This is a genomic window from Peptococcaceae bacterium (assembly GCA_024655825.1).
GTDB lineage: Bacteria > Bacillota > Peptococcia > DRI-13 > PHAD01 > JANLFJ01.
Map to the genome: position 1 here is coordinate 69,725 of JANLFJ010000009.1, position 19,784 is coordinate 89,508.

The 19,784-nt window shown below is 52.1% G+C and carries 22 protein-coding genes; 17 read left to right on the top strand and 5 right to left on the bottom strand.

Annotation, left to right across the window (positions count from 1 at the left end; all coding sequences use genetic code 11):
• Positions 1-71: 71 nt before the first annotated feature.
• From NUV48_05255 to NUV48_05270, 4 genes are read left to right on the top strand one after another with little or no spacing between them, the layout of a single operon-like run.
• A complete protein-coding gene (locus NUV48_05255; GenBank protein MCR4441548.1) occupies positions 72-275 on the top strand; it encodes a 4Fe-4S binding protein in 204 nt (67 codons plus the stop codon).
• 9 nt (positions 276-284) lie between these two features.
• Positions 285-1,352, top strand: a complete 1,068-nt coding sequence (locus NUV48_05260) for a 3-methyl-2-oxobutanoate dehydrogenase subunit VorB (GenBank protein ID MCR4441549.1) — start codon at positions 285-287, stop codon at positions 1,350-1,352.
• A 1-nt stretch (position 1,353) separates the two neighbouring features.
• Positions 1,354-2,109 (top strand): thiamine pyrophosphate-dependent enzyme, encoded by a 756-nt coding sequence (locus tag NUV48_05265; GenBank protein MCR4441550.1) that lies wholly within the window; start codon positions 1,354-1,356, stop codon positions 2,107-2,109.
• On the top strand, positions 2,102-2,674 hold the full coding sequence (locus NUV48_05270) for a 2-oxoacid:acceptor oxidoreductase family protein (protein ID MCR4441551.1): 573 nt from the start codon (positions 2,102-2,104) through the stop codon (positions 2,672-2,674). The genes NUV48_05265 and NUV48_05270 overlap by 8 nt, the downstream gene beginning before the upstream one ends.
• Positions 2,675-2,759: 85 nt before the next feature.
• On the opposite strand, the gene NUV48_05275 is transcribed toward NUV48_05270, so the two are convergent.
• A complete protein-coding gene (locus NUV48_05275; GenBank protein MCR4441552.1) occupies positions 2,760-3,863 on the bottom strand; it encodes an AAA family ATPase in 1,104 nt (367 codons plus the stop codon).
• Between the two features lie 402 nt (positions 3,864-4,265).
• On the opposite strand from NUV48_05275, the gene NUV48_05280 reads away from it, so the two are divergent.
• The 3 genes from NUV48_05280 to NUV48_05290 all read left to right on the top strand — a co-directional run bounded on the left by NUV48_05280 (position 4,266) and on the right by NUV48_05290 (position 7,831).
• Positions 4,266-4,508 (top strand): zinc ribbon domain-containing protein, encoded by a 243-nt coding sequence (locus NUV48_05280; GenBank protein ID MCR4441553.1) that lies wholly within the window; start codon positions 4,266-4,268, stop codon positions 4,506-4,508.
• 138 nt (positions 4,509-4,646) lie between these two features.
• Positions 4,647-6,014, top strand: coding sequence for a D-aminoacylase (locus NUV48_05285; GenBank protein MCR4441554.1), 1,368 nt, complete (start codon positions 4,647-4,649; stop codon positions 6,012-6,014).
• A gap of 170 nt (positions 6,015-6,184) precedes the next feature.
• Entirely contained in the window at positions 6,185-7,831 is a 1,647-nt protein-coding gene (locus NUV48_05290; GenBank protein ID MCR4441555.1) for a hypothetical protein, read from the top strand.
• Between the two features lie 22 nt (positions 7,832-7,853).
• Here NUV48_05290 and NUV48_05295 read toward each other — a convergent pair whose 3' ends face one another.
• From NUV48_05295 to NUV48_05305, 3 genes are read right to left on the bottom strand one after another with little or no spacing between them, the layout of a single operon-like run.
• The gene (locus tag NUV48_05295; protein MCR4441556.1) at positions 7,854-8,591 is read right to left on the bottom strand and encodes a DUF881 domain-containing protein; all 738 of its coding nucleotides are present in this window, start codon (positions 8,589-8,591) and stop codon (positions 7,854-7,856) included.
• Entirely contained in the window at positions 8,588-8,959 is a 372-nt protein-coding gene (locus tag NUV48_05300; GenBank protein ID MCR4441557.1) for a small basic family protein, read from the bottom strand. The genes NUV48_05295 and NUV48_05300 overlap by 4 nt, the downstream gene beginning before the upstream one ends.
• 3 nt (positions 8,960-8,962) lie before the next feature.
• Positions 8,963-9,682, bottom strand: coding sequence for a DUF881 domain-containing protein (locus NUV48_05305; protein MCR4441558.1), 720 nt, complete (start codon positions 9,680-9,682; stop codon positions 8,963-8,965).
• A gap of 331 nt (positions 9,683-10,013) precedes the next feature.
• On the opposite strand from NUV48_05305, the gene cdaA reads away from it, so the two are divergent.
• The 10 genes from cdaA to NUV48_05355 all read left to right on the top strand — a co-directional run bounded on the left by cdaA (position 10,014) and on the right by NUV48_05355 (position 19,195).
• Positions 10,014-10,820, top strand: coding sequence for a diadenylate cyclase CdaA (gene cdaA / locus NUV48_05310; GenBank protein ID MCR4441559.1), 807 nt, complete (start codon positions 10,014-10,016; stop codon positions 10,818-10,820).
• Between the two features lies 1 nt (position 10,821).
• The gene (locus NUV48_05315) at positions 10,822-12,024 is read left to right on the top strand and encodes a CdaR family protein (protein ID MCR4441560.1); all 1,203 of its coding nucleotides are present in this window, start codon (positions 10,822-10,824) and stop codon (positions 12,022-12,024) included.
• Between the two features lie 21 nt (positions 12,025-12,045).
• Positions 12,046-13,389 carry a phosphoglucosamine mutase gene (gene glmM / locus NUV48_05320; GenBank protein ID MCR4441561.1) on the top strand — a complete coding sequence of 448 codons (1,344 nt, stop codon included), beginning with the start codon at positions 12,046-12,048 and terminating at the stop codon, positions 13,387-13,389.
• Between the two features lie 66 nt (positions 13,390-13,455).
• A complete protein-coding gene (gene acpS / locus NUV48_05325) occupies positions 13,456-13,881 on the top strand; it encodes a holo-ACP synthase (protein MCR4441562.1) in 426 nt (141 codons plus the stop codon).
• Positions 13,878-15,434, top strand: coding sequence for an NAD(P)H-hydrate dehydratase (locus NUV48_05330; protein MCR4441563.1), 1,557 nt, complete (start codon positions 13,878-13,880; stop codon positions 15,432-15,434). The genes acpS and NUV48_05330 overlap by 4 nt, the downstream gene beginning before the upstream one ends.
• Before the next feature lie 23 nt (positions 15,435-15,457).
• Positions 15,458-16,588, top strand: coding sequence for an alanine racemase (gene alr / locus NUV48_05335; protein ID MCR4441564.1), 1,131 nt, complete (start codon positions 15,458-15,460; stop codon positions 16,586-16,588).
• 129 nt (positions 16,589-16,717) lie between these two features.
• Positions 16,718-16,993 carry a ribbon-helix-helix protein, CopG family gene (locus tag NUV48_05340; GenBank protein ID MCR4441565.1) on the top strand — a complete coding sequence of 92 codons (276 nt, stop codon included), beginning with the start codon at positions 16,718-16,720 and terminating at the stop codon, positions 16,991-16,993.
• Complete coding sequence (locus tag NUV48_05345; GenBank protein MCR4441566.1) at positions 16,993-17,343, top strand: type II toxin-antitoxin system PemK/MazF family toxin; 351 nt, start codon at positions 16,993-16,995, stop codon at positions 17,341-17,343. Before NUV48_05340 ends, NUV48_05345 begins: the two co-directional genes overlap by 1 nt.
• Positions 17,344-17,457: 114 nt before the next feature.
• The gene (locus NUV48_05350) at positions 17,458-18,195 is read left to right on the top strand and encodes a gamma-glutamyl-gamma-aminobutyrate hydrolase family protein (GenBank protein MCR4441567.1); all 738 of its coding nucleotides are present in this window, start codon (positions 17,458-17,460) and stop codon (positions 18,193-18,195) included.
• Positions 18,185-19,195 (top strand): asparaginase, encoded by a 1,011-nt coding sequence (locus NUV48_05355; GenBank protein ID MCR4441568.1) that lies wholly within the window; start codon positions 18,185-18,187, stop codon positions 19,193-19,195. Before NUV48_05350 ends, NUV48_05355 begins: the two co-directional genes overlap by 11 nt.
• A 190-nt stretch (positions 19,196-19,385) precedes the next feature.
• Here NUV48_05355 and NUV48_05360 read toward each other — a convergent pair.
• The coding region (locus tag NUV48_05360; protein MCR4441569.1) for a transposase at positions 19,386-19,784 on the bottom strand (399 nt) is incomplete at its 5' end.

Genomic DNA, 19,784 nt, shown 5'->3' on the forward strand with positions numbered 1-19,784 from the left:
ACTTTCCTATGCGTTATAAAAAAGCATTCAACAATAAAACAACCGGGTTTAAACAGGAGGAGGTGTTTGATTTGGCGAAGGCCGTTTTCCAAGAAGAGTTGTGCAAAGGCTGCGAGCTTTGCCGGAATGCTTGTCCCCAAGGGATTATCCGCCTGAGCGAAAAGATCAATTCCCTGGGGTATCACCCCGCCCAGTTAACGGACCAGGGCAAGTGCACCGGTTGTGCATCCTGTGCCTTGATGTGCCCTGATATTGTCATTACGGTGGAAAGGTAGGTAATAAAAATGAACAAAGTTTTGATGAAAGGAAACGAAGCGATTGGCGAGGCCGCCATCGCGGCCGGCTGCCGTTACTTTTTCGGGTATCCCATTACCCCGCAGAGCGAGCTTCCCGAATTCCTTTCCCGCCGTCTTCCCCAGGTGGGAGGCGTGTTCCTGCAGGCGGAAAGCGAGGTGGCTGCCATCAATATGGTTTATGGAGCAGCCAGCACAGGGGCCAGGGTGATGACGTCCTCGTCCTCCCCGGGAATCAGCCTTAAACAGGAGGGCATCTCCTATTTGGCCGCGTCCGAATTGCCCTGCGTTATTGTGAATATTATGCGGGCGGGGCCGGGGCTTGGCGGCATCCAGCCTTCCCAGTCCGATTATTTCCAGGCTACCAGGGGCGGGGGCCACGGGGATTACCGCACCATCGTGCTGGCCCCGGCCTCGGTCCAGGAAATCGTGGACCTGGTAATTGAAGGTTTTGAACTGGCCGACCGCTACCGCCTGCCGGTGATGATCCTGGGCGACGGCAACCTGGGGCAGATGATGGAGCCTGTGCAAATGGACAGGACCGCCAAAGGGCGGCTTCCCGCCAAGCCCTGGGCGTTGACGGGAAAAAAAGGGCGCCCCAGGAACATCATAAATTCTCTTAACCTGGACCCGGAGAAACTGGAAATGCACAACCGCAAACTGGAAAGAAGATACCAGGAAATCAAAGAGCGGGAAACGAAAGCGGAAAGCTACCTGACGGACGATGCGGAAATAGTGGTGGCGGCCTACGGCATAGTAGCCCGCGTGTCCAAAGCGGCTGTCGACCGGGCCAGGGCCGAGGGCATCAAAGCCGGTCTTTTCCGTCCCATCACCCTGTGGCCGTTTCCGGAAAAGGAACTGAATGAAGCGACCGCCCGGGCGAGAAATGTTCTGACGGTGGAGATGAGCCTGGGTCAAATGGTGGAGGATGTAAAGCTGGCCTTAAACGGCAGGCTGCCCGCAGCATTTTACGGCAGGGTGGGCGGAGTCGTTCCTACCGTTTCCGGCGTTTTTGAAGAAATCCAAAAGATAAACCAAAACAGCGGGAAGGTGAAATGAAATGGCGGTTGTCTTTGAACGGCCCAGATCCCTGACGGACCAGAGGTTTCGCTACTGCCCCGGGTGCCATCACGGGATCATTCACCGCCTGGTTGCGGAGGCCATAGACGACCTGGAAATTCAGGACAGGACCATCGCGGTGGCTTCTGTCGGCTGCTCTGTCTTTTCCTATGAATACTTTGACACGGACGCGATCCAGGCGGCGCACGGCCGGGCCCCGGCGGTGGCGACAGGGATAAAGAGGGTGGAACCGGAGTGCGTGGTGTTTACTTACCAGGGCGATGGCGACCTTGCCGCCATAGGAACCGCGGAAATAGTTCACGCGGCGGCCCGCGGAGAGAACATCACCGTAATATTTGTCAATAATGCCGTCTACGGCATGACCAGCGGGCAGATGGCCCCAACCACCCTGATCGGACAGGTAACCACCACTTCTCCCGACGGCCGCATTCCCTCCAGGGCCGGCTACCCGATCAGGGTCTGCGAGCTTTTGAACACGCTGGAAGGGCCGGCTTACCTGGCCCGCGTGTCTGTGCATGACCCCAGACACGTAAGAGAAGCAAAGAAGGCTATTAAAGAGGCTTTTCAGGTTCAACTGGCGGGCAAAGGATTTTCGCTGGTGGAAGTGCTTTCGGCATGTCCGACCAACTGGCACCTGAGTCCACTGGAAGCGATCGAGTGGATCAAGGAAAAGATGATTCCTTATTATCCCCTGGGAAAATTCAAAAATGTTTTGGAGGTGAAGGAAGATGCTTAAGCAACTGTTGCTGGCAGGCTTTGGCGGCCAGGGCATACTGGCGATGGGCCAGCTTCTGGCATATGCCGGGATGCTGGAAGGCAAGGAGGTGGCCTGGATTCCTTCCTACGGCGCCGAAATGAGGGGCGGCACGGCCAACTGTTCCGTGACGATCTCTTCGGCCCCCATCAGTTCACCCCTGGTCAACGAACCCGATATCGTTGTGGCCATGAACTTACCGTCGCTTGATAAGTTTGAACCGGTCATCAAACCGGGCGGGCTGCTGTTCATCAATTCCAACCTGGTTACGCGCGACGCCAGGCGCCGCGACATCAAACCATATTATGTCCCGGCCAACGAACTGGCCGGCATGCTGGGCGAACCCCGCGCGGCGAATATAATAGTCCTGGGGGCGCTTTTGGAAGCAGAGCCCCTGGTAAGGCCGGTTTCCGTAATCGAATCGTTGAAGAAAGTGCTGCCGGTCAACAAACACCACTTGCTGACGCTGAATGAAAGAGCGCTGGAGATCGGGGCCAACCTGATCAAACAGGGCAAAAAGGCGGCCAGCGCAAGCCAGGCAGGTTGATACAAAAAAAGAAGAAGCGCGGCGTTCCCGCCGCGCTTCTAAGTTCGGTGTCCGCCCGCAAGAGTGATTCTCTATGGGCTGAAAATCAGCGGCCGAAAAGATCTTTGATTTTGCTGAAGAAGCTGCGGTCTCCCGGAAGCGCGGCGGTTCCCGCCTCGGGGTTGAGGAAGCGTTCAACCAGGGAATTGACGCAGCGAGCCGCCAGCGTGTCGGGGTATTCCAGAAGGAATGGTTTAAGCCGGCGGTTGGCCCTCGGCACGGCAGGGTCTTCCAGGATATAACCCAGGCAGGAAAGGCGGAGACTTAAAAAACGGTTGACGACCTGGACCATCTTATTCGATATGTCCTGGTATTCCCTGACGGTTTCCACCCTGTTCAGCACGAGCTGCGGAAAAGTGCCGAGACGGTGTTCATCGAGCACCTTCATCATGGCATAAGCATCGGTAATGGAATGGGGTTCCGGAGTGGTGACAATAATGATGTTGTCGGCAGCGAGCACGAAGTTTATGACGTTTTTACCCAGGCCCGAACCTGTGTCGATGAGGATAATATCCGCGTACTGCTCAAGGGACTGGAGGCTGGAAATAAGGCGGTGAAACTCCCATTCTTCCAGGTTTGCCAGGTGCTGCAGCCCCGAACCGCCCGGTATCAAGTGAATGCCGCCCGGCCCTTCCATTATGATTTCCAGCATTTCCTTTTCCTTTTTGATGATGTGGGTAAGGTTATATTTGGGCTGCAGGTTTAAAAGGACATCAACATTAGCCGTTCCAAGGTCCGCGTCAATGATGAAGACGCGCTGCCCTTTTTGGGCCAGGCCGATGGCAAAGTTGATGGTGAAAGTGGTCTTGCCCACGCCGCCTTTGCCGCTGGTAATGGTAACCACTCTTGGCCGCTGCTTTTTACGGCTGTGCAGGTAATAGGGAAGCTGCAGCGAGAGGTAGGGACGTGGTTGAAAACCGCGGCCCGTCACTTCGGAAACGAAAGTGAGGTTGCTGCCAGCGCAGGTAACTTCAACCGGTGTTCCTGTGCTTATCAGCGCGAGTTTGCCCTGGTAGGCGGGCATGGTAATGGTTATCGACCTTTCCTGGACGGATATGACGTCTGACGTATAGAGCTCGCGGTAGAGAGGCGAAATGACCCTCAATTTAAGAGGTGTTCCAGGCGCTAGCGTTAGGTCATTCTCTGGCAAGGCTATCCCTCCCCTGATTTCTCTCTCTTTAATTCTACATTTTTTTGATACTTTCCTGCGTTTCTCCAAAAAACCGGCAGTAATTGCGATGCTCGGGGAACTAGGCAACACAAGCGCTAAAAGGGACGCAAAAAGAAAAATGCAAAAAAAGATGTTTCATCTGACTAGTTTATGTCTATATAAGTCAGCATTTTGCTGATTTTTTTGATATATTTTTTTATAACTTCGGTTAACACCCCCGACTTCGAGTTGAGAGGCAAAAATCCGCCGTTTTGAGAGCCACAATCCTTAAAGGATTATAATGCGTGCGCCTCCAAGAAATTAGAAGTCTGCCAACAACTTAAATAAAAAACCTGTTGCTGATCGTTCCGAAAGGGTATTATATAGAATTGAAGGCTCACAATGGAGGTGGTAGCTATGCCCGCTTACGATTTGCGCTGTCTGAGTTGCGGGAACGAGTTCACCAGGCGGCTAAGCGTTTCGGAAAGAAAAGAAGCGGTCTGCGAAAAATGCGGCAGCAAAAAGCTTGAGCAGTTGTTCAGGCGGTGTAACATTTTGGGAAGCAAGGGCGGTATTTCTCCGGAACCTGCGGGAGCCGGTCCGTCTTGCGGGGGAAGCTGCAGCGGCTGCGCAGGGTGTTCATAAACCCGCATGTCTTCCCTGGCTGGCGCTGTTTTTGCCCAAAAAGGACGAACTTTTTTGGGGATAAGCGAAGGGATTTTGACTGTTCGCGCCGAAAATTAGATATAAACAGCAGACCGTGGAGAAAGGCGCGAAAACAAAATGCTTACAAGACGCCAGTTCCTGGCTGGTTTGGGAGCCGTTATCGTAACAACTCTTTTACCCCTGGCGTGGGGTGATCGAAAAGCCTTACCCAAAGACGGCCGGCCGGAGCCGAAAACGCACCCCGAACTGATACCAGAATGCGATTGGGTCCTCGACAATGTCACGATTGTTGACGGTACGGGTAAACCCGGTTTCAGGGGCAAGGTCGGAGTAAAAGGAGAGCATATCACTGCCGCCGGTGATTTTATCACTCCTGAGGGCTGCAAAGTGGTTGACGGTGCGGGGCTTACGGTTGCTCCGGGGTTTATTGATATACACACCCATACCGAGGACTATATTTACAGCGGTCAAAGCACGGCTCCCTTTTTGTCGCAGGGGGTAACGACCCATATTGGCGGCAACTGCGGGAGATCACCCCGGGATATAGAAGGGTATCTGAAAACAATAAAGCGGCCGGCGATAAACTACGGGCTGCTTGTCGGCTACAGGGCTCTGCGTGAAACGGCAATGGGCCCGCATGTCAATCAAAGGACCTCCCCCGGGGAACTGGTAAAAATGCAGGAGCTTTTGGCTCAGGCCATGCGAGGCGGGGCCCTTGGTTTTTCAACCGGCCTGGAATACTCGCCGCAGCACTTGGCCACGACTGACGAGCTGGTTGAACTATGCGCGGTTGTCAGAGAATACGGCGGCTTTTACGCCACTCATATCCGCAGCGAATACAACCGGGTTCTGCCGGCCCTGGAGGAAGCCATTGAAATAGGCATGCGGGCCGGGATTCCCGTACAATACAGCCACATCAAGGCCGGCTACCGGGAAAACTGGGATAAGTTCGCCCGCCTGCTTGGCATGCTGGAGGAAGGAAGGAATTCCGGTGTGGATATTACGGCGGATGTTTATCCTTACACCTTTTCCAGCATGGATATAGGGACAAACCCGCTGCGGCATTCCATAAGCGAAGAAAACATGGAAGCGGCCGTGGCCCACCCGCTTGTCTTCATTGCCAGCGATTCCGGAATTTATGAAGGCGGCCGGGCCAGCCACCCGCGGACGTATGGCAGCCACCCGCGCGTTTTGGGGAGGCTGGTGAGGGAAAAGAGACTTCTTTCCCTGGAGAAAGCGATAGCTAAAATGACATCGCAGCCGGCGAAAAGATTAAAATTAAGCGACAGGGGCCTGATCAGCCCCGGTTGCAAAGCGGACCTGGTCCTGTTTGATCCCCAGATTATCAGGGATAGGGCTACTCCCGAAAACCCGGCTGTTTTTTCCGAGGGTGTTCGACAGGTATGGGTTAACGGTTCGCTGGCCTGGTCGGGGGGGCCGGAAGTTGAAAGCAGCAACGGTCAGGCTGTTTTGTACCGGAGATAAGAATGATGAATAAAAACCGGGAAGGGATCGTCTTTTGGACGATTTCTTTTTCTTTTTGACAGGACCAGGCACAGAATGACGATTGCTGGAGGAAAACGGGGGAAAATAACTAAAGGATTAGAGGATTTTTTAGCGAAGAATTCTTCAAAACAGCTTGGAGCGTGAGATGGTTGCAACTCATAAAAGCGGGTCTTGTTGAGCCGGTTCCGGGTCATTTTTGCGGGGCGCTTGGCGGGGAAACCTTCCATAAGTCCTATGTTTCGCTGGACAGGCTGGAAGGAATGTGCCGGCTGATCATTTTATGGAAAAACCGCGCGCGCCAAAGAGAATTTAAAATGCACAGCTTTGTGCTGCGTTTCAATCATGAAGGCATCAGTGAGCACCGGATCGAAACAATACGAGGATCCGGCAGGGAAACGGATTTGAATACTAATTTGAAAGAATATGTCCCTGTCACCTTGCTGGAAGCGGCTGCCCTGGTCCAGGACGCTTACCGGCAAAACCTGCGGTTCAATACATGCCCGGCGGGAGGGATTAATCGAAACTTTTTTTTGCTGGAATATGATACCGGGGGAGTTGACCGGTCCAGGCTTCTTGACAAGTTATCAGCCGCGCGGCTTACGCCCGGCATGTTTGTCCATGTTTATCTTGCCGCCTTCAGAAGGATGGATAACGGGCTTCTTTATGACTTCTCCAGTGAACAACGAAGACGCCAGCTTGGACCGAGGGAGGACTTCCTCCTTGATTACGGCGAGGAATACCGGAGCTTCACATTTCTCAAAACAGGAATAGCCGGGTTTGAAATTAAAGAGGAGACAGGCTTCGTTAAAACATTTGCGGTGATCATCACCCCGCAGGAGGATATTGTTAAAATCACCTTTAACATGCGTTTGCTTATCAGCGGGGAACGTTTTCTCGTTGATCTTTTTGAAGAGGAAAGCCGCCGGGGAATGACCGGAGATGATCCGGAAAACCCTTTCAATTATGAAGTCTTTTGTTCAATTTACAGCGTATCCGGAATGGACTCTCTGAAACGCTGGCTGGACAGCGACCCGAAATTCTTTTTAAGCGGTGAACAGCACAATTTTTTAAGTTATAAACGACTTGACGGCGGTGGCAGCGCCTGCCGTGGATTCGACATAACCGATAGGATTAACTGCGAGGCAATCCTGAGCCAGGATGAAATGGTAGTATTTGCCAAGAATTCACAAAACCTGGTTCAATTAGAAAAACTGGCCGCTGTACAGCTTTGCGGCGCTGTTAAACTGCGCAGCAAATACCACCTGCCGGTACAGTTCTTGTACGAGCATATTTATAACAGGGAGCCAGGTAGAAAACTCGTTTCTGAGGGGAGAAGCGGCTGGCGAAAATACCGGGCGGTTTCCGCCCTGGTTTACCTTGGCGATTGCCCTGTTTTACCGGAGTGGTTCCGGCAGCAGGCGAAAATTAAAATGGCGCTGGGTGAAGGGACCTGGTATTACTTTGGCCAAGAGGGACATTCTGGAATCCGCGAATACTATTTATCCGGCAGCTGGCTGGTTTTATACGCTTACAGAGGCAAGCTTTTAGACGAGGTTGAGCGCCTGCAAAAAGATTTGCGGCAAAGATTTGTCGTGTATGATTACGAAATAGAGAATTATTATGACCTCTTTAACCCCCCCCTCAGCGGGCAAAAAAAATGGCTTATTTACGGGATGGTCCAAAAGTTTTGCCGGGAGAAGCGACTGCTGACCAAAATAGCTTTCATACCGTCTTTGAAGGAAGTGGTAAAAAAAATGGGCGGTGTTGTTAAGACCGCCCATGGAAAACATCGTTGAATTAATACTCGCTTTTCCAATATTAGGGCCTGGCAGCAGGCTGAGTATTAGAAGCGGCTGGCTTTTCCAGCGGCTTGTATTCACTGGCAAAATAAAAATGCGGGAGCTCGTGCACGGCGGGAATTGTTTGTTCATCCACTTTGGTTAAAAGTGGATAGGCGTTGAAAAGGGCCAGGTTGTCCATAATCCCCCCTGGAATGGTGAGGCCTTTTTCCAGGTTGTTGGGTTCACCGATTGCCCGGATGATAATAGGATATTCCAGTTTAATGTTATCAACGGTTATGGACATGGAGTGCGAGTCTTCGGTGTAAAAAATTGCGGTGCTGCTGGTGATCCGGCAGTCATTGACGGAAATGGCCTCCGCCCCGGCCGCCCACAGTTCATTTACTATGTGAATGATGTCGATGTACAAAATGGGGAGGTGTTTTTCAATGAGTATCTGCAACCCGGGGCCTCTCAACTCGATTGTTCCGTTAACCATTTTCATTTTGGTCAATTCTTCTTTAAGGCTTTCCACGAGTTTTTTCTCATCGCGGTCGCTTTCTGCCTGCGCGCGCAGCTTGCTGTTGAGGTCAATCAGCTCTATTGCCAGTTTTTGTCTTTTTTCCGAAAGGTCGCGGACCATGGCGATCAGGTTTTCCGTCCTCTGCATTGAAAGGTCGCTGGCAAAACGGTTTTGGGCCTGAAACTGCAAGGAAAGAAGGATGCCGATGAGAATAAAGACCACTGTCATGGGAACGGACCAGCGCTGCCTGGTCATGGCTGTTCACCCCTGCTGTGGTATTTTTTATTGCGGTAGTTCAGTAGCAGCTTGTGCCGTATGCCGGCCAGATTCTGAAAAAGGCGTACGCCGAAAGCAAAAACAGCGGCGTAATAAAGATCGACTCCCAGCCGGTCTCCCAGGTAAGCCAGGAGCGCGGCAAGAAGGGCGTTGGTAAAGAAACCCGTCAGCAGAACAGTGCCGTCGAAAAGGTCTTCCATGATGGCGCGGATTCCGCCAAATACGGAGTCCAACGACGCCAGCACGGCGATTGACATGTATTTAACATAGGTGACAGGCACTTGAAAGGTGAGAGCAGAGCCGATCAAAACACCAATAATAAGTCCCAAAACGGGCAGAAGCCACATTTTCTATTCCTCCTTAACAGGTCGGGCATGAACAAACTGCAGGCCGCTTTTGTAAGCTGGTATAATTACTTCATCCATTTCCTTAAGGGTAACCGGGAAGTTGGCAGATCTCAAAACATCAAGCTGCCCATTGTTTACAATTTCGCCCAGGTGCCTGGGGCTTCCGATGGCGCTTATTTCAAAAGGCGGAGCTATCCGTGTCGTGTTGACCAAAATAACATTGCCGACACAGCGTATTTCGGAAGTGGTGATCAGGCGCTGGCCGTTTATGGCGATGGCTTCCGCGCCGCCCACTTTCAGTTCGCTGACAAGGTTAAGGATATTTTCATAATGAACGATGTACTTATTGGGGTCGTCCTGGGGGTTGGCTTTTAAACCCTCTTTGTTGTCCGCCACTGTGATGACGATTCCCTTGCCGGCGACGGGTGTGAGCCCAGCCCTGACCCTTGCTTCCTTCAATTGTTCCTGGAGTTCTTTGGATTTTCCCCTAAACGGCAGGTTCTGGTTTTGGAGTTCTGTAAGATCGTTGCGTGTTTTTTCAATCATGTTCTCCTGGTTCTTGATTTCTTCCTCCAAATCCTTAATAATCATAACCAGGTTGGTGTTTTTTTGGCTGAGAGGGTTTGTGTTCGTGTTGTTGGCCTGCAGTTTTAATTGGAAGGAGAGAAAGAGCCCGGAAACAATACAGACGATCGTAACCGGAACAAGCCATTTTCGTATCATGCGAACTCCTCCTCTCCTGGTCTTATCATCACATTATATCATATTGAAAGATTTATGACCGAAAATATTAAATGCTTTGCATAACAAAAATATCCTTTTCACCTGTGAGAAGTTTTGTTCTAAAATAGTACTATATGAGTAGAAGGAAAACACTCATGGAAAATAATACCACAAAATAAAAAAAAATACTATAATAAAAATACAGCTGGAATTAACCTTTCTGGGAGTAAAAAAATGCTCTGGCAGCGGGACAAAAAAGGATTCCGGCGGTGAGTTGTCGAAGATAGATTCAGTAAACTAATTACCATTGCGCCTTAAGGAGGATAGCCCTTTGTGGAAGCAGGAACTTGAAGCGTTTAACATTATTAGTCTTATCGATATTCTCATAGTTGCCTATGTTATCTTCAAAGCGATGATGATTATTAAGGGTACGAGGGCTGTCCAGCTAATCAAGGGACTCGCCGTTTTAATCATGGCCTCTTTGATAAGCAACTGGTTGGGATTTAGAACCGTTGCCTGGATTCTTGCTCAACTGCAGACCGTCCTGGTTGTGGCCATACCTGTGGTTTTTCAGCCTGAGCTGCGCCGGGTTTTGGAACAGCTAGGCAGGGGTAAATTTTTTGCCCGTCCTATGGCGATGTTGAACCAGGAGGCACTGGAAAACCTGATCAATGAAGTTGTCCGGGCGGTCAGAATCCTGTCCAAGAACAGCATAGGAGCCCTCATAATACTGGAGAGGGAAACGGGTGTCAATGATTTTGTAGAGACCGGCATCAAAATCGACGGGCTTGTATCAGCTGAGTTTCTGGTAAACATCTTTATTCCCAAGAGCCCGCTCCACGACGGGGCCGTTGTCGTGCGCGGCGACCGGATAATTGCGGCGGGGTGCTTTTTGCCCCTGTCGGAGAACCCAAATTTGAGCAAGGAACTCGGCACGAGGCACAGGGCCGGCCTGGGTCTGACCGAGCAGTCAGATGCCATAGCCGTCATTGTTTCGGAAGAGACCGGTGTCATTTCGGTTGCCGAAGAGGGAAGGCTTACCCGCTACCTGGACGAAAACACGCTTAAGGAAATCTTGAACAAACGGCTCCAGGTCAAAAACTCTTCAACCATGTCACTGTTCAACTGGAGGTCATGATATGTATCACTTGCTCAAAAAAGACCTGGCATACAAAATTGCGGCAGTTTTCTTAGCCTTCCTGCTGTGGTTTTATGTCACCAATCTCCAGAATCCGACTATTGACAGGACATTAACCGTGCCCCTGTCTTACCAGGGTTTGAAGGAGGGTCTTGTTACCAGCGAAAGAACGCAGTCCATCGATATAAAAATAAAGGGACCACGCTCAGTAATAAACCCGTTGACACCCAAAGACATCAGGGCCCTGGTGGATTTGAGCCAGGCCAAGCTGGGCGAGTCGAGTTTCAGCATCGACCTGTCGCTTCCCCCTGGGGTTCAGTTGGTCAGCATAAAACCTGCCAGCATACAGCTCCAGATAGACGCGGTGCTGGAAAGGCAGCTGGCCATCAAAGTAAAGACCATTAATGCTGCGGCGCCCGGTTATTCCAGCTATACGCCGGTTATCACCCCGTCCCGCGTGGTGGTCAAGGGTGCGCAGCAGGTGCTGGAAAGCCTGGATGCGGCCCAGGTGACGATTGACCTTAACCAGACCAGGGAAAACTTGCTTCTGAACCTGCCGGTAAACCTGGTTGACAAAAACGGCAACACCGTTCCCGAATACTCATTGGAAATAAACCCGAAGACCGTTCAGGTGTTCGTGCCGGTAATCCAGAACATTCCCACTAAAACCGTGCCAATCAAGCCTTCGCTGGTAGGTACGCCCAAGCAAGATTGGCGCGTGGCCAGGGTTGTTCTTGAACCTGAAACTGTAAAAATTACGGGACCCTATGAAAGACTGTCAAAAATCGATCATGTTTTAACCGGTCCGATTGACATCACCGGTATCCAGGAAGACTTAATGATCCAGGTGGCGCTTACGACGCCGGAAGGCGTCAGCTTGCTGTACGAGCCTGCTGTTAAGGTTCTGGTACAAGTGGAACAAGGACCTGTCACCAGGGATATTAAGGGAGTACCCGTCACGGCCGTAAACGTTCCGGCCGGCAGCAAAGCCGAACTGAAGCCCGGAAAAATAGACCTGACCATCCAGGGGGCCAGAAAAGAGATTGAAAACTTAAGCGATAAGGATATCAAGGCAATGGTCGATCTGGCTGACCTCAAGCAGGATGTTTACCAGCTTGAAGTAAAAATAGAGATCCCCAGCATCATTCAGGTGTTAAAAGTTGACCCCAGCAAGGTTGAAGTAAAAATCGCGCCGGCAAACTGACCTGGGAAAGGAGCGGCTGGCATGGCCAAACTGTTCGGTACAGACGGGGTGAGGGGACTGGCTAACGGGGATTTGACTCCGGAACTTGCTTTCAATTTGGGAAGGGCTGCCGGCACTCTTTTGAAGAAAGACGGTTGTCGTTCTGCCGTGGTGGTGGGAAGAGATCCCCGGCTTTCCGGTCCCATGCTGGAAGGCGCTTTGACCGCTGGCCTTTGCTCAGCGGGAGTCGATGTCCTGCTGGCTGGTGTAATACCGACACCTGCTGTGGCTTACCTGGCCAGGGCACTTAATACTTCCGCGGGCGTGGTCATATCTGCTTCCCACAATCCCGCACCCGATAACGGGATTAAATTCTTTAACGACCAGGGATTCAAACTGGATGATGCCCTGGAAGAAAAGATTGAAAACCTCATTGCTGATGGTCTGGAAAGCCTTCCTCGCCCGACAGGCGCCGGGTTGGGAAGAGTTGTTCAGCTAGCCGACGCCCTGTGCCGCTATTCTTCTTTCTTGAAAAGCACGGTACCGGCCCTGGATTTGACCGGGCTCAGGATAGTGCTGGACTGCGCCAACGGCGCCGCCTCCGAGGTGGCTCCACGGCTGCTGCGGGAACTGGGGGCCCAGGTTATCAGCATTCATGACCGGCCCGACGGTCTCAACATCAACAGTTCCTGCGGTTCCACTCATCCCGAATCTCTGCAGGAAGCCGTGCTTAAATACAATGCCCACCTGGGGCTTGCTCACGACGGGGATGCCGACCGCCTTGTAGCCGTTGATGAAAACGGGCGGCTTGTAAACGGCGACCAGATCATGGTCATATGCGGGCTGGCCATGCAGGAAAAAGCCAGGCTCGGCGGCAAAGTTGTCGTTACCGTGATGAGCAACCTGGGTCTAAAACAGGCCTTTGCCCGCGCGGGTATCGAAGTGTACGAGACGAAGGTGGGAGACCGCTTTGTTCTCGAAAAAATGCTGGCAACGGGGGCGGTTTTAGGCGGCGAGCAGTCGGGGCATCTTATTTTTCTTGAACATTCCACCACCGGGGACGGCCTGCTCAGCGCCTTGCAGCTGCTCCAGGCGGTGAAAGATTCGGGGAAGAGCCTGAGCAGTCTGGCCGGACAGATGGAAAATTTGCCTCAAGTGCTGGTAAATGTGAAGGTCCGCGACAAGAACGGTTGGGAGCACAACAGGGCGGTGGAAACCGCTGTGCAGGACGGCCAAAAAGCCTTGGCAGGGAAAGGACGGCTGCTTGTCCGCGCTTCGGGTACGGAACCACTCATTCGGGTTATGGCTGAAGGACCGGACAGGATGGAGCTGAAGAGAATATGCGAGCGGGTGGCGGGCGTTATCGGGCGGGAACTGGGGAGTTAGCTGAAAGATGGAGCAAACCGGCCGCCCACGGCCTGTAATAACAGGCGTATTCGGGAGTGATAAATAATGAGTAATCAGGCTGGATTGGAAAAAGAGTCTCCGAGGTGTAAAATAATTATGTACGTGGGAACCGATATTGTAGAAATTAACCGCATCAGGAGTATTGTAAAGCGGTACCCCGGCTTTTATGACCGGGTCCTGACCGGCCGCGAAAAAGAGAGTGGCCTGGGAAGACGTGATCCGGTGCCCTTTTTATCGGGACGTTTTGCGGCCAAAGAGGCGGTCTTGAAATGCATTGGACTAGGAATAAGCAGGCTTTCTTTTCAGGACATGGAGATTATTCCCGATGAGGCGGGGGCGCCACATGTCTTTTTTTCCGAAAAGATGAAAAAAATACTGCAGGAACGGGGTATTGGTTCAATAAGCGTAAGCATATCCCACAGCCGTTATTATGCCACGGCTGTTGCAATCGGAGAGTGTCTGGACAGATGAGGCTGGTAACCGGAAGCGAAATGAAGAGGTTGGATGCCTGGGCCATTAATGAATGCGGCATCCCGGCCCTGCTCTTGATGGAGAACGCCGGTGGGGCGGTCGCAAACAAGGTAAAAAGCATCCTGGGCAACCTCCGCGGAAAACAGGTTATCGTTCTCGCCGGAAAGGGAAACAATGGAGGTGACGCCCTGGTGGCAGCCCGCCTTCTCCAGGAAATGGGGGCGGAGGTAAGGCTTTTTTTGCTTTATTCCCCCGAGCTTTTTAACGGGGCGGCGCTGGAAAACTGGCGGCTTTTGGAAAGGTTAGGGATTAAATATCACCTGCTCAATGATGAAAACAGCTTGTACCTCCTGAAACTGCGGTTAAACCAGTGCGACCTGGTAGTGGACGGTATTTACGGGACAGGTTTTCATGGTTCTCCTGAAAAGAGCGCAGCCCGGGTGATACAGGCGGTGAACGAAAGCGCCGCACCTGTTATTGCCATCGACATCCCGTCTGGGCTGGAGGCGGATACGGGAAGGGTTGGAGAAGCCTGTATCAAGGCTGATTACACGGTGACCTTCGCCTGGGCCAAGCGGGGTCTGGTCCTTTTCCCGGGGAGAATATACGTGGGAGAGCTGGAGGTTGCCTGTATTTCAATCCCGCAGCAAGGGTTGAAACAGCTGGAAAAAGAGGAGTACTACGTAGATGCGGCCTTGGCGAGAGGGAGTTTGCCGCCGCGCGACCGGGAAGGGCATAAAAACAGCTTCGGCCATGTTCTAGTCATTGCCGGATCGGCGGGAATGACAGGGGCTGCTTATTTAGCCTGCAAGGCGGGGCTGCGGGCCGGGGCGGGTATGGTGACCGCCTGCCTGCCCGGTTCGCTGGCCGGTTATTTCGACGCATCTCTTCCCGAGGTGATTACGAAGGGTGTTGTGGAAACAGAAGCAAGGACGATTGATTCCGCCGCGTGGCCGCAAATTGAACAATTGTTAAAGAACAAAAAATCGATTGTCTTTGGTCCTGGACTTACCACGGAACACGGTATAAGAGACATCCTGGAAAAGCTCCTGTCCAATACCAGCCTGCCGCTTGTTATTGACGCCGACGGTCTGAATGTCCTGTCAGGTGATCCGGAAACCCTCAAATCATCGTCGGGACCTGTTGTTTTGACGCCCCATCCTGGAGAAATGGCGAGGCTTATGGGAATACCGGCGGCAAAAGTCCAGGAAAACAGGGTGGAGACAGCCCGCGAGGCAGCGAGCCGCTTTAATGCTGTTGTTGTCTTGAAAGGGGCGGCTACAGTTACAGCGGAGCCGCAGGGAACCGTCTATATCAATTCGACGGGCGGCCCTGCCCTGGCCACGGCTGGTACCGGCGATGTGCTGGCGGGGGCGATCGGCGGATTGCTGGCCCAGGGACTTGAGCCGGCAAAAGCAGCTTTCCTAGGAGCGTATATCCACGGCCTGGCCGGGGATTTGGCCGCGCAAGAAAAGGGCATCCGCGGGGTAATTGCCAGTGATGTGCTGGAAAAGCTGCCCCTGGCGCTCAAGACCATCGAAAATGAGGATTGAAGAGAGAAAGAGGAGACGAAGCGATGCGAACGCGTCCAGTTTGGGCGGAGGTAGACTTAAACAATATTATTCACAACTACAACCAGGTGCGGCGCCTGGTTGGCTCAGCCATCCGGGTGATGGGAGTTGTTAAGGCCAACGCATACGGGCATGGGGCGGTTGAGGTCGCCTTTGCTTTGGATGAGGCGGGGGCTGATTGCTTTGGTGTGGCTATCATGAATGAAGCCGTCCAGTTGAGAGAGGCTGGAGTGAGAAAACCTGTCATGGTCCTGGGCTGGACGCCTGCCTGCGATTTTGAGCGAGCCTTGAAACACGAGATCACACTTACCATATTCTCCCTGGAGGAAGCTGAAGAATTATCGCGAATATCACTAAAAAACGATAAAAAAGCCTTCGTGCATATAAAAATAGATACCGGAATGGGTCGTCTCGGTTTTCGCCCGGACGAGCGCGGGTTGGAGGAAGCGGCAAGAGCAGCGCGTTTGCCCGGGCTGGAGGCGGAAGGTGTTTTTACGCACCTGGCCAGGGCAGATGAAGCTGATAAAACCTTTACCCGCTTGCAGGTGAACCTTTTTCAGGATTTCGTGCAGGAAATAGAAAAAAAGGCCGGTTTTAAATTTAAAATAAAACATGCGGCCAACAGCGCCGCAGTAATCGACCATCCAGAGGCCTATTTCGATATGGTGAGGCCAGGGATAATGCTTTACGGCCTTAAGCCTTCCAGCGAGGTTAACCTGGGAAAAGTGGAACTGCGCCAGGCCCTCTCACTGCGGGCTGGGGTTTCATTCGTAAAAGACGTTCCCGCCAACGTGCCCATCAGCTACGGGGGGCGGTACGTCACACCGGCAAGATCGGTTATCGCCAGCCTGCCGCTGGGTTATGCGGACGGCTATTCCCGCTTGCTTTCCGGCCGGGCCGAAGTGATCTGCAAAGGTCAGAGGCTGCCGGTCGTAGGAAGGATTTGCATGGACCAGTTGATGGTCAATGCCACGGCCCTGAAAACAGGGATAAAGCAGGGGGATGTGGTTACACTGCTTGGCGGTGATGGTGATGATTTCATTTCCGCTGATGAATTAGCACGAATTTTGGGTACTATAAATTATGAGGTAGTGTGCATGATTTCCAGCAGGGTTCCCAGAGTTTACCGCAGGTAATTCGCCTGGAACCATCCCTGTTGTATTGACGGTATATACTCCAAATATATATAATTAAATAGCAATGCGGATTGACCGGGTTATCCGGAGTACTCTTTTTAATTCTCTTAACGGGGGTGGATTCTTAAAATGGAGGAAAACAAGCGCATCATCGTCTGCCTGCCTGTAACGCTTCTGGAAGAAGTCGATCTCATGATCGGGCTTGAAAAAAAGAATCGCAGCGAGATTATCAGGGAGGCAATGCGCTTCTACCTGAAAGAAAAAAGAAGAATCCGCCTGAGAGAAGAGATGCGTAAAGGGTACCTGGAAATGGCCCAGCTTAATTTGCTTTTAGCGGAAGAAGCCTTCAACTGCGAGGAGGAAGCGCGTGTTTCAATTGAAAGCAAACTCATGGAGTGCTGCTGATGAGCATTAAAAGAGGCGATATTTTTTACGCGGACTTGAGTCCGGTGATAGGCTCCGAACAGGGCGGCGTCCGGCCGGTTTTGATCATACAAAACGACATAGGAAACCAGTACAGCCCGACCACCATTGTGGCCGCCATCACCAGCCAGGTTTCCAAGGCCAAACTTCCCACCCATGTGGAACTTGACAGGGAAACATGCGGCCTGGAAAAAGACTCCCTCGTTTTGACGGAACAGGTTCGGACAATTGACAAAAGGAGGCTGAGGGAGAAGGTTTCCTCGCTTGACGGGGAAACACTGCGCAGGGTGAACCAGGCGCTGGAAATCAGCCTGGGATTGGTGGAGCTGTGATTTGTGCCGTCTTACATAAAGATGTTTCGGAACGGGGCAAGCTCGTTCTTTTTTCATGTAGTATAAATATAATAAATAGAAATTGGCAGGCAATTGGTGCGGGAGGTGAGAGGATTGACCTGTTTGATTGGCATTACTTGCGGCTGGTGCGAGAGCGCAGCCAGGCATTATCTCCACAATGATTACACGCAGGCAGTTGAGGCGGCGGGCGGCGTGCCGGTCCTTATTCCCGCCGTTGACCCGAAAGCTGCCTCCTATTATTATGAGAGGCTGGACGGGATGATCTTTTCAGGCGGGGATGATGTTGACCCGGCATTTTTCGGGGAGGAACCGCAAAGGGGATTGGGAGAAATAACGCCCGCGAGGGACGCTTTTGAACTTGCTTTGGCTTCTTTGGTTCTGAAAGGGAACAAGCCGGCCCTGGGCATCTGCAGGGGAGCGCAGGTCCTGAATATTGCGGCGGGAGGCACGGTATACCAGGACCTTTCCGCTTTTTCCTCCTTGCAGCACAGCCAGCAGGCTCCCCGGTGGTATTCCACGCACCTGGTTGAAATTGCCGAAGGCAGCTGCCTCTTTGGCTTGCTGGGGAAAAAACAAATCAGGGTAAACAGTTTTCATCACCAGGGTTTAAAAGCGATCGGCGCGCAGCTGAGGCCCGTGGGCTGGAGCAGGGACGGGCTGGTTGAAGCGCTGGAAGCCTGCGATTCCAGCCGGTTTCTTCTTGGCGTTCAATGGCACCCGGAATGCTCCTGGGATAAGGATGAAAATTCCCGCATTCTTTTCAGATCCCTGGTGGAGAGGGCCCGGCTGCGTCTTTCAGCCGGAGAAAGGGGCGCAAAAAATGGAAGTTGACAAACTGGTCGAAGTCACAAGAGGAAAGATTGTGGAAAGCGTCCACCGCGGGGTGGCTGTCGTGGTCGATGCGGCCGGGAAAACTTTGTTTCACGCGGGAGACCCGTCTTATATCACCTATATTCGCTCAGCCGCCAAGCCCATGCAGGCCGTTCCCGTGGTGGAGAGCGGGGCGGCCAAGCGCTTTGGATTTACAACGGAAGAACTCGCGCTCATCATGTCCTCCCACAATGGGGAAGAAGAGCATGTCCGGGTGGGCATGCAGGTTATGGAAAAAATCGGGCTGGGACCGGAGCATCTGCGCTGCGGGACCCACCCGCCCTTGCACAAAAGAAGCGCCGGGGAACTTGAAAAAAAGGGGCAGGTTCCCACCGTATTCCACTGCACTTGTTCCGGCAAGCATGCCGGTATGCTGGCGCTGGCTCGTCATTTGGGTCTTTCGCTGCATGACTATTACCTGCCGGACCATCCTGTTCAAAAGCTGATGCTCCAGGCTGTGGCTGACTTTGCTTGCCTGAAGCCGGCAGAGATAATAACCGGTACCGACGGGTGCGGTGTTCCCGTCTTCGCCCTTTCTTTGGAGAGGATGGCTTTGGCCTATGCCCGCTGGGCAAAACCTTCCGGGTTCGGGCAAGAAAGAAAAGAGGCCTGCCTCACCTTGCAAAGGGCCATGACGAGCCATCCGTTTTTGCTTGCCGGCACGGGCCGGTTAGCCAGCGAGGTCATGAAAGTTACCGGGAACAAACTTGTTATGAAGGACGGCACAGAAGGAATTTTCTGCCTTGGTGTCCCCGGGAAAGGTTGGGGGATAGCCATAAAAGCGGAAGACGGTCACACGAGAGCCTTGGGACCTGTGGTGGTGGAAATACTGCGGCAGCTGGGGCTTATAACCGCTGGTGAATACGAGAGGCTGTTGCCTTATGCCCGGCAGCAGCTCAAGAATTACCGCGGCGAAAACGTCGGAGAGGTCAGGCCTGCTTTCACTCTCCAGGGATTATGAGACAGATATGGATAATCACTAGCGTTGCATAAAAAAGATTAACCAATTTACAATGCTATCGGGTCAAATGTCTAAATAACTAAATATGACATATTTGGTGTATACAACCAATAGGTTTTTAACCCCTGTGTCAAAGGAAGCAACCTTTTAAAGGTAGTCCTTATCCACATTTTGCCAAATATATGCTTGGTTACAGTATTACCGGATCATAGACCAGATCGTTGAAAAGATCTGTCTCGCCTGCCATCACCTGCCTCACAGTTGCTTGATAAATTGTTTCATGGTTCGTCCTTCGTCGGCCTCTTGAGCTTCGTTGAGGTACCCGGTAAAGCTTCTGGACGAAGGATTTGAAAGATTCGCAGAGACAGGTATGTAATAGTCTTTTAATTGTTAGTAATGGCCCTCTATAGCCCACTTTTAATTTCATTAGCATCAACAGACAGTAAGTGATGAGTGCTATGAATATCTGATTTTCCACCGCTTGCTCGCTTGTTCCATAAAAGTGTTTTACCCGAAGATGTTGTTTAATCCATTTGAAGAAGAGTTCTATTTGCCAACGATAGCGGTAAATGGCACTAATTTCTTCAGC

Bases quoted from the DNA above. Each gene is read 5' to 3' on its own strand.
- NUV48_05285 (MCR4441554.1), top strand. From the start codon at position 4,647: ATGCTTACAAGACGCCAGTTCCTGGCTGGTTTGGGAGCCGTTATCGTA.
- NUV48_05345 (MCR4441566.1), top strand. From the start codon at position 16,993: ATGAGCATTAAAAGAGGCGATATTTTTTACGCGGACTTGAGTCCGGTG.
- alr (MCR4441564.1), top strand. From the start codon at position 15,458: ATGCGAACGCGTCCAGTTTGGGCGGAGGTAGACTTAAACAATATTATT.
- NUV48_05270 (MCR4441551.1), top strand. From the start codon at position 2,102: ATGCTTAAGCAACTGTTGCTGGCAGGCTTTGGCGGCCAGGGCATACTG.
- acpS (MCR4441562.1), top strand. From the start codon at position 13,456: ATGAGTAATCAGGCTGGATTGGAAAAAGAGTCTCCGAGGTGTAAAATA.
- NUV48_05340 (MCR4441565.1), top strand. From the start codon at position 16,718: ATGGAGGAAAACAAGCGCATCATCGTCTGCCTGCCTGTAACGCTTCTG.
- NUV48_05330 (MCR4441563.1), top strand. From the start codon at position 13,878: ATGAGGCTGGTAACCGGAAGCGAAATGAAGAGGTTGGATGCCTGGGCC.
- NUV48_05315 (MCR4441560.1), top strand. From the start codon at position 10,822: ATGTATCACTTGCTCAAAAAAGACCTGGCATACAAAATTGCGGCAGTT.
- glmM (MCR4441561.1), top strand. From the start codon at position 12,046: ATGGCCAAACTGTTCGGTACAGACGGGGTGAGGGGACTGGCTAACGGG.
- NUV48_05355 (MCR4441568.1), top strand. From the start codon at position 18,185: ATGGAAGTTGACAAACTGGTCGAAGTCACAAGAGGAAAGATTGTGGAA.
- NUV48_05295 (MCR4441556.1), bottom strand. From the start codon at position 8,591: ATGACCAGGCAGCGCTGGTCCGTTCCCATGACAGTGGTCTTTATTCTC.
- NUV48_05300 (MCR4441557.1), bottom strand. From the start codon at position 8,959: ATGTGGCTTCTGCCCGTTTTGGGACTTATTATTGGTGTTTTGATCGGC.
- NUV48_05260 (MCR4441549.1), top strand. From the start codon at position 285: ATGAACAAAGTTTTGATGAAAGGAAACGAAGCGATTGGCGAGGCCGCC.
- NUV48_05305 (MCR4441558.1), bottom strand. From the start codon at position 9,682: ATGATACGAAAATGGCTTGTTCCGGTTACGATCGTCTGTATTGTTTCC.
- NUV48_05280 (MCR4441553.1), top strand. From the start codon at position 4,266: ATGGAGGTGGTAGCTATGCCCGCTTACGATTTGCGCTGTCTGAGTTGC.
- NUV48_05265 (MCR4441550.1), top strand. From the start codon at position 1,354: ATGGCGGTTGTCTTTGAACGGCCCAGATCCCTGACGGACCAGAGGTTT.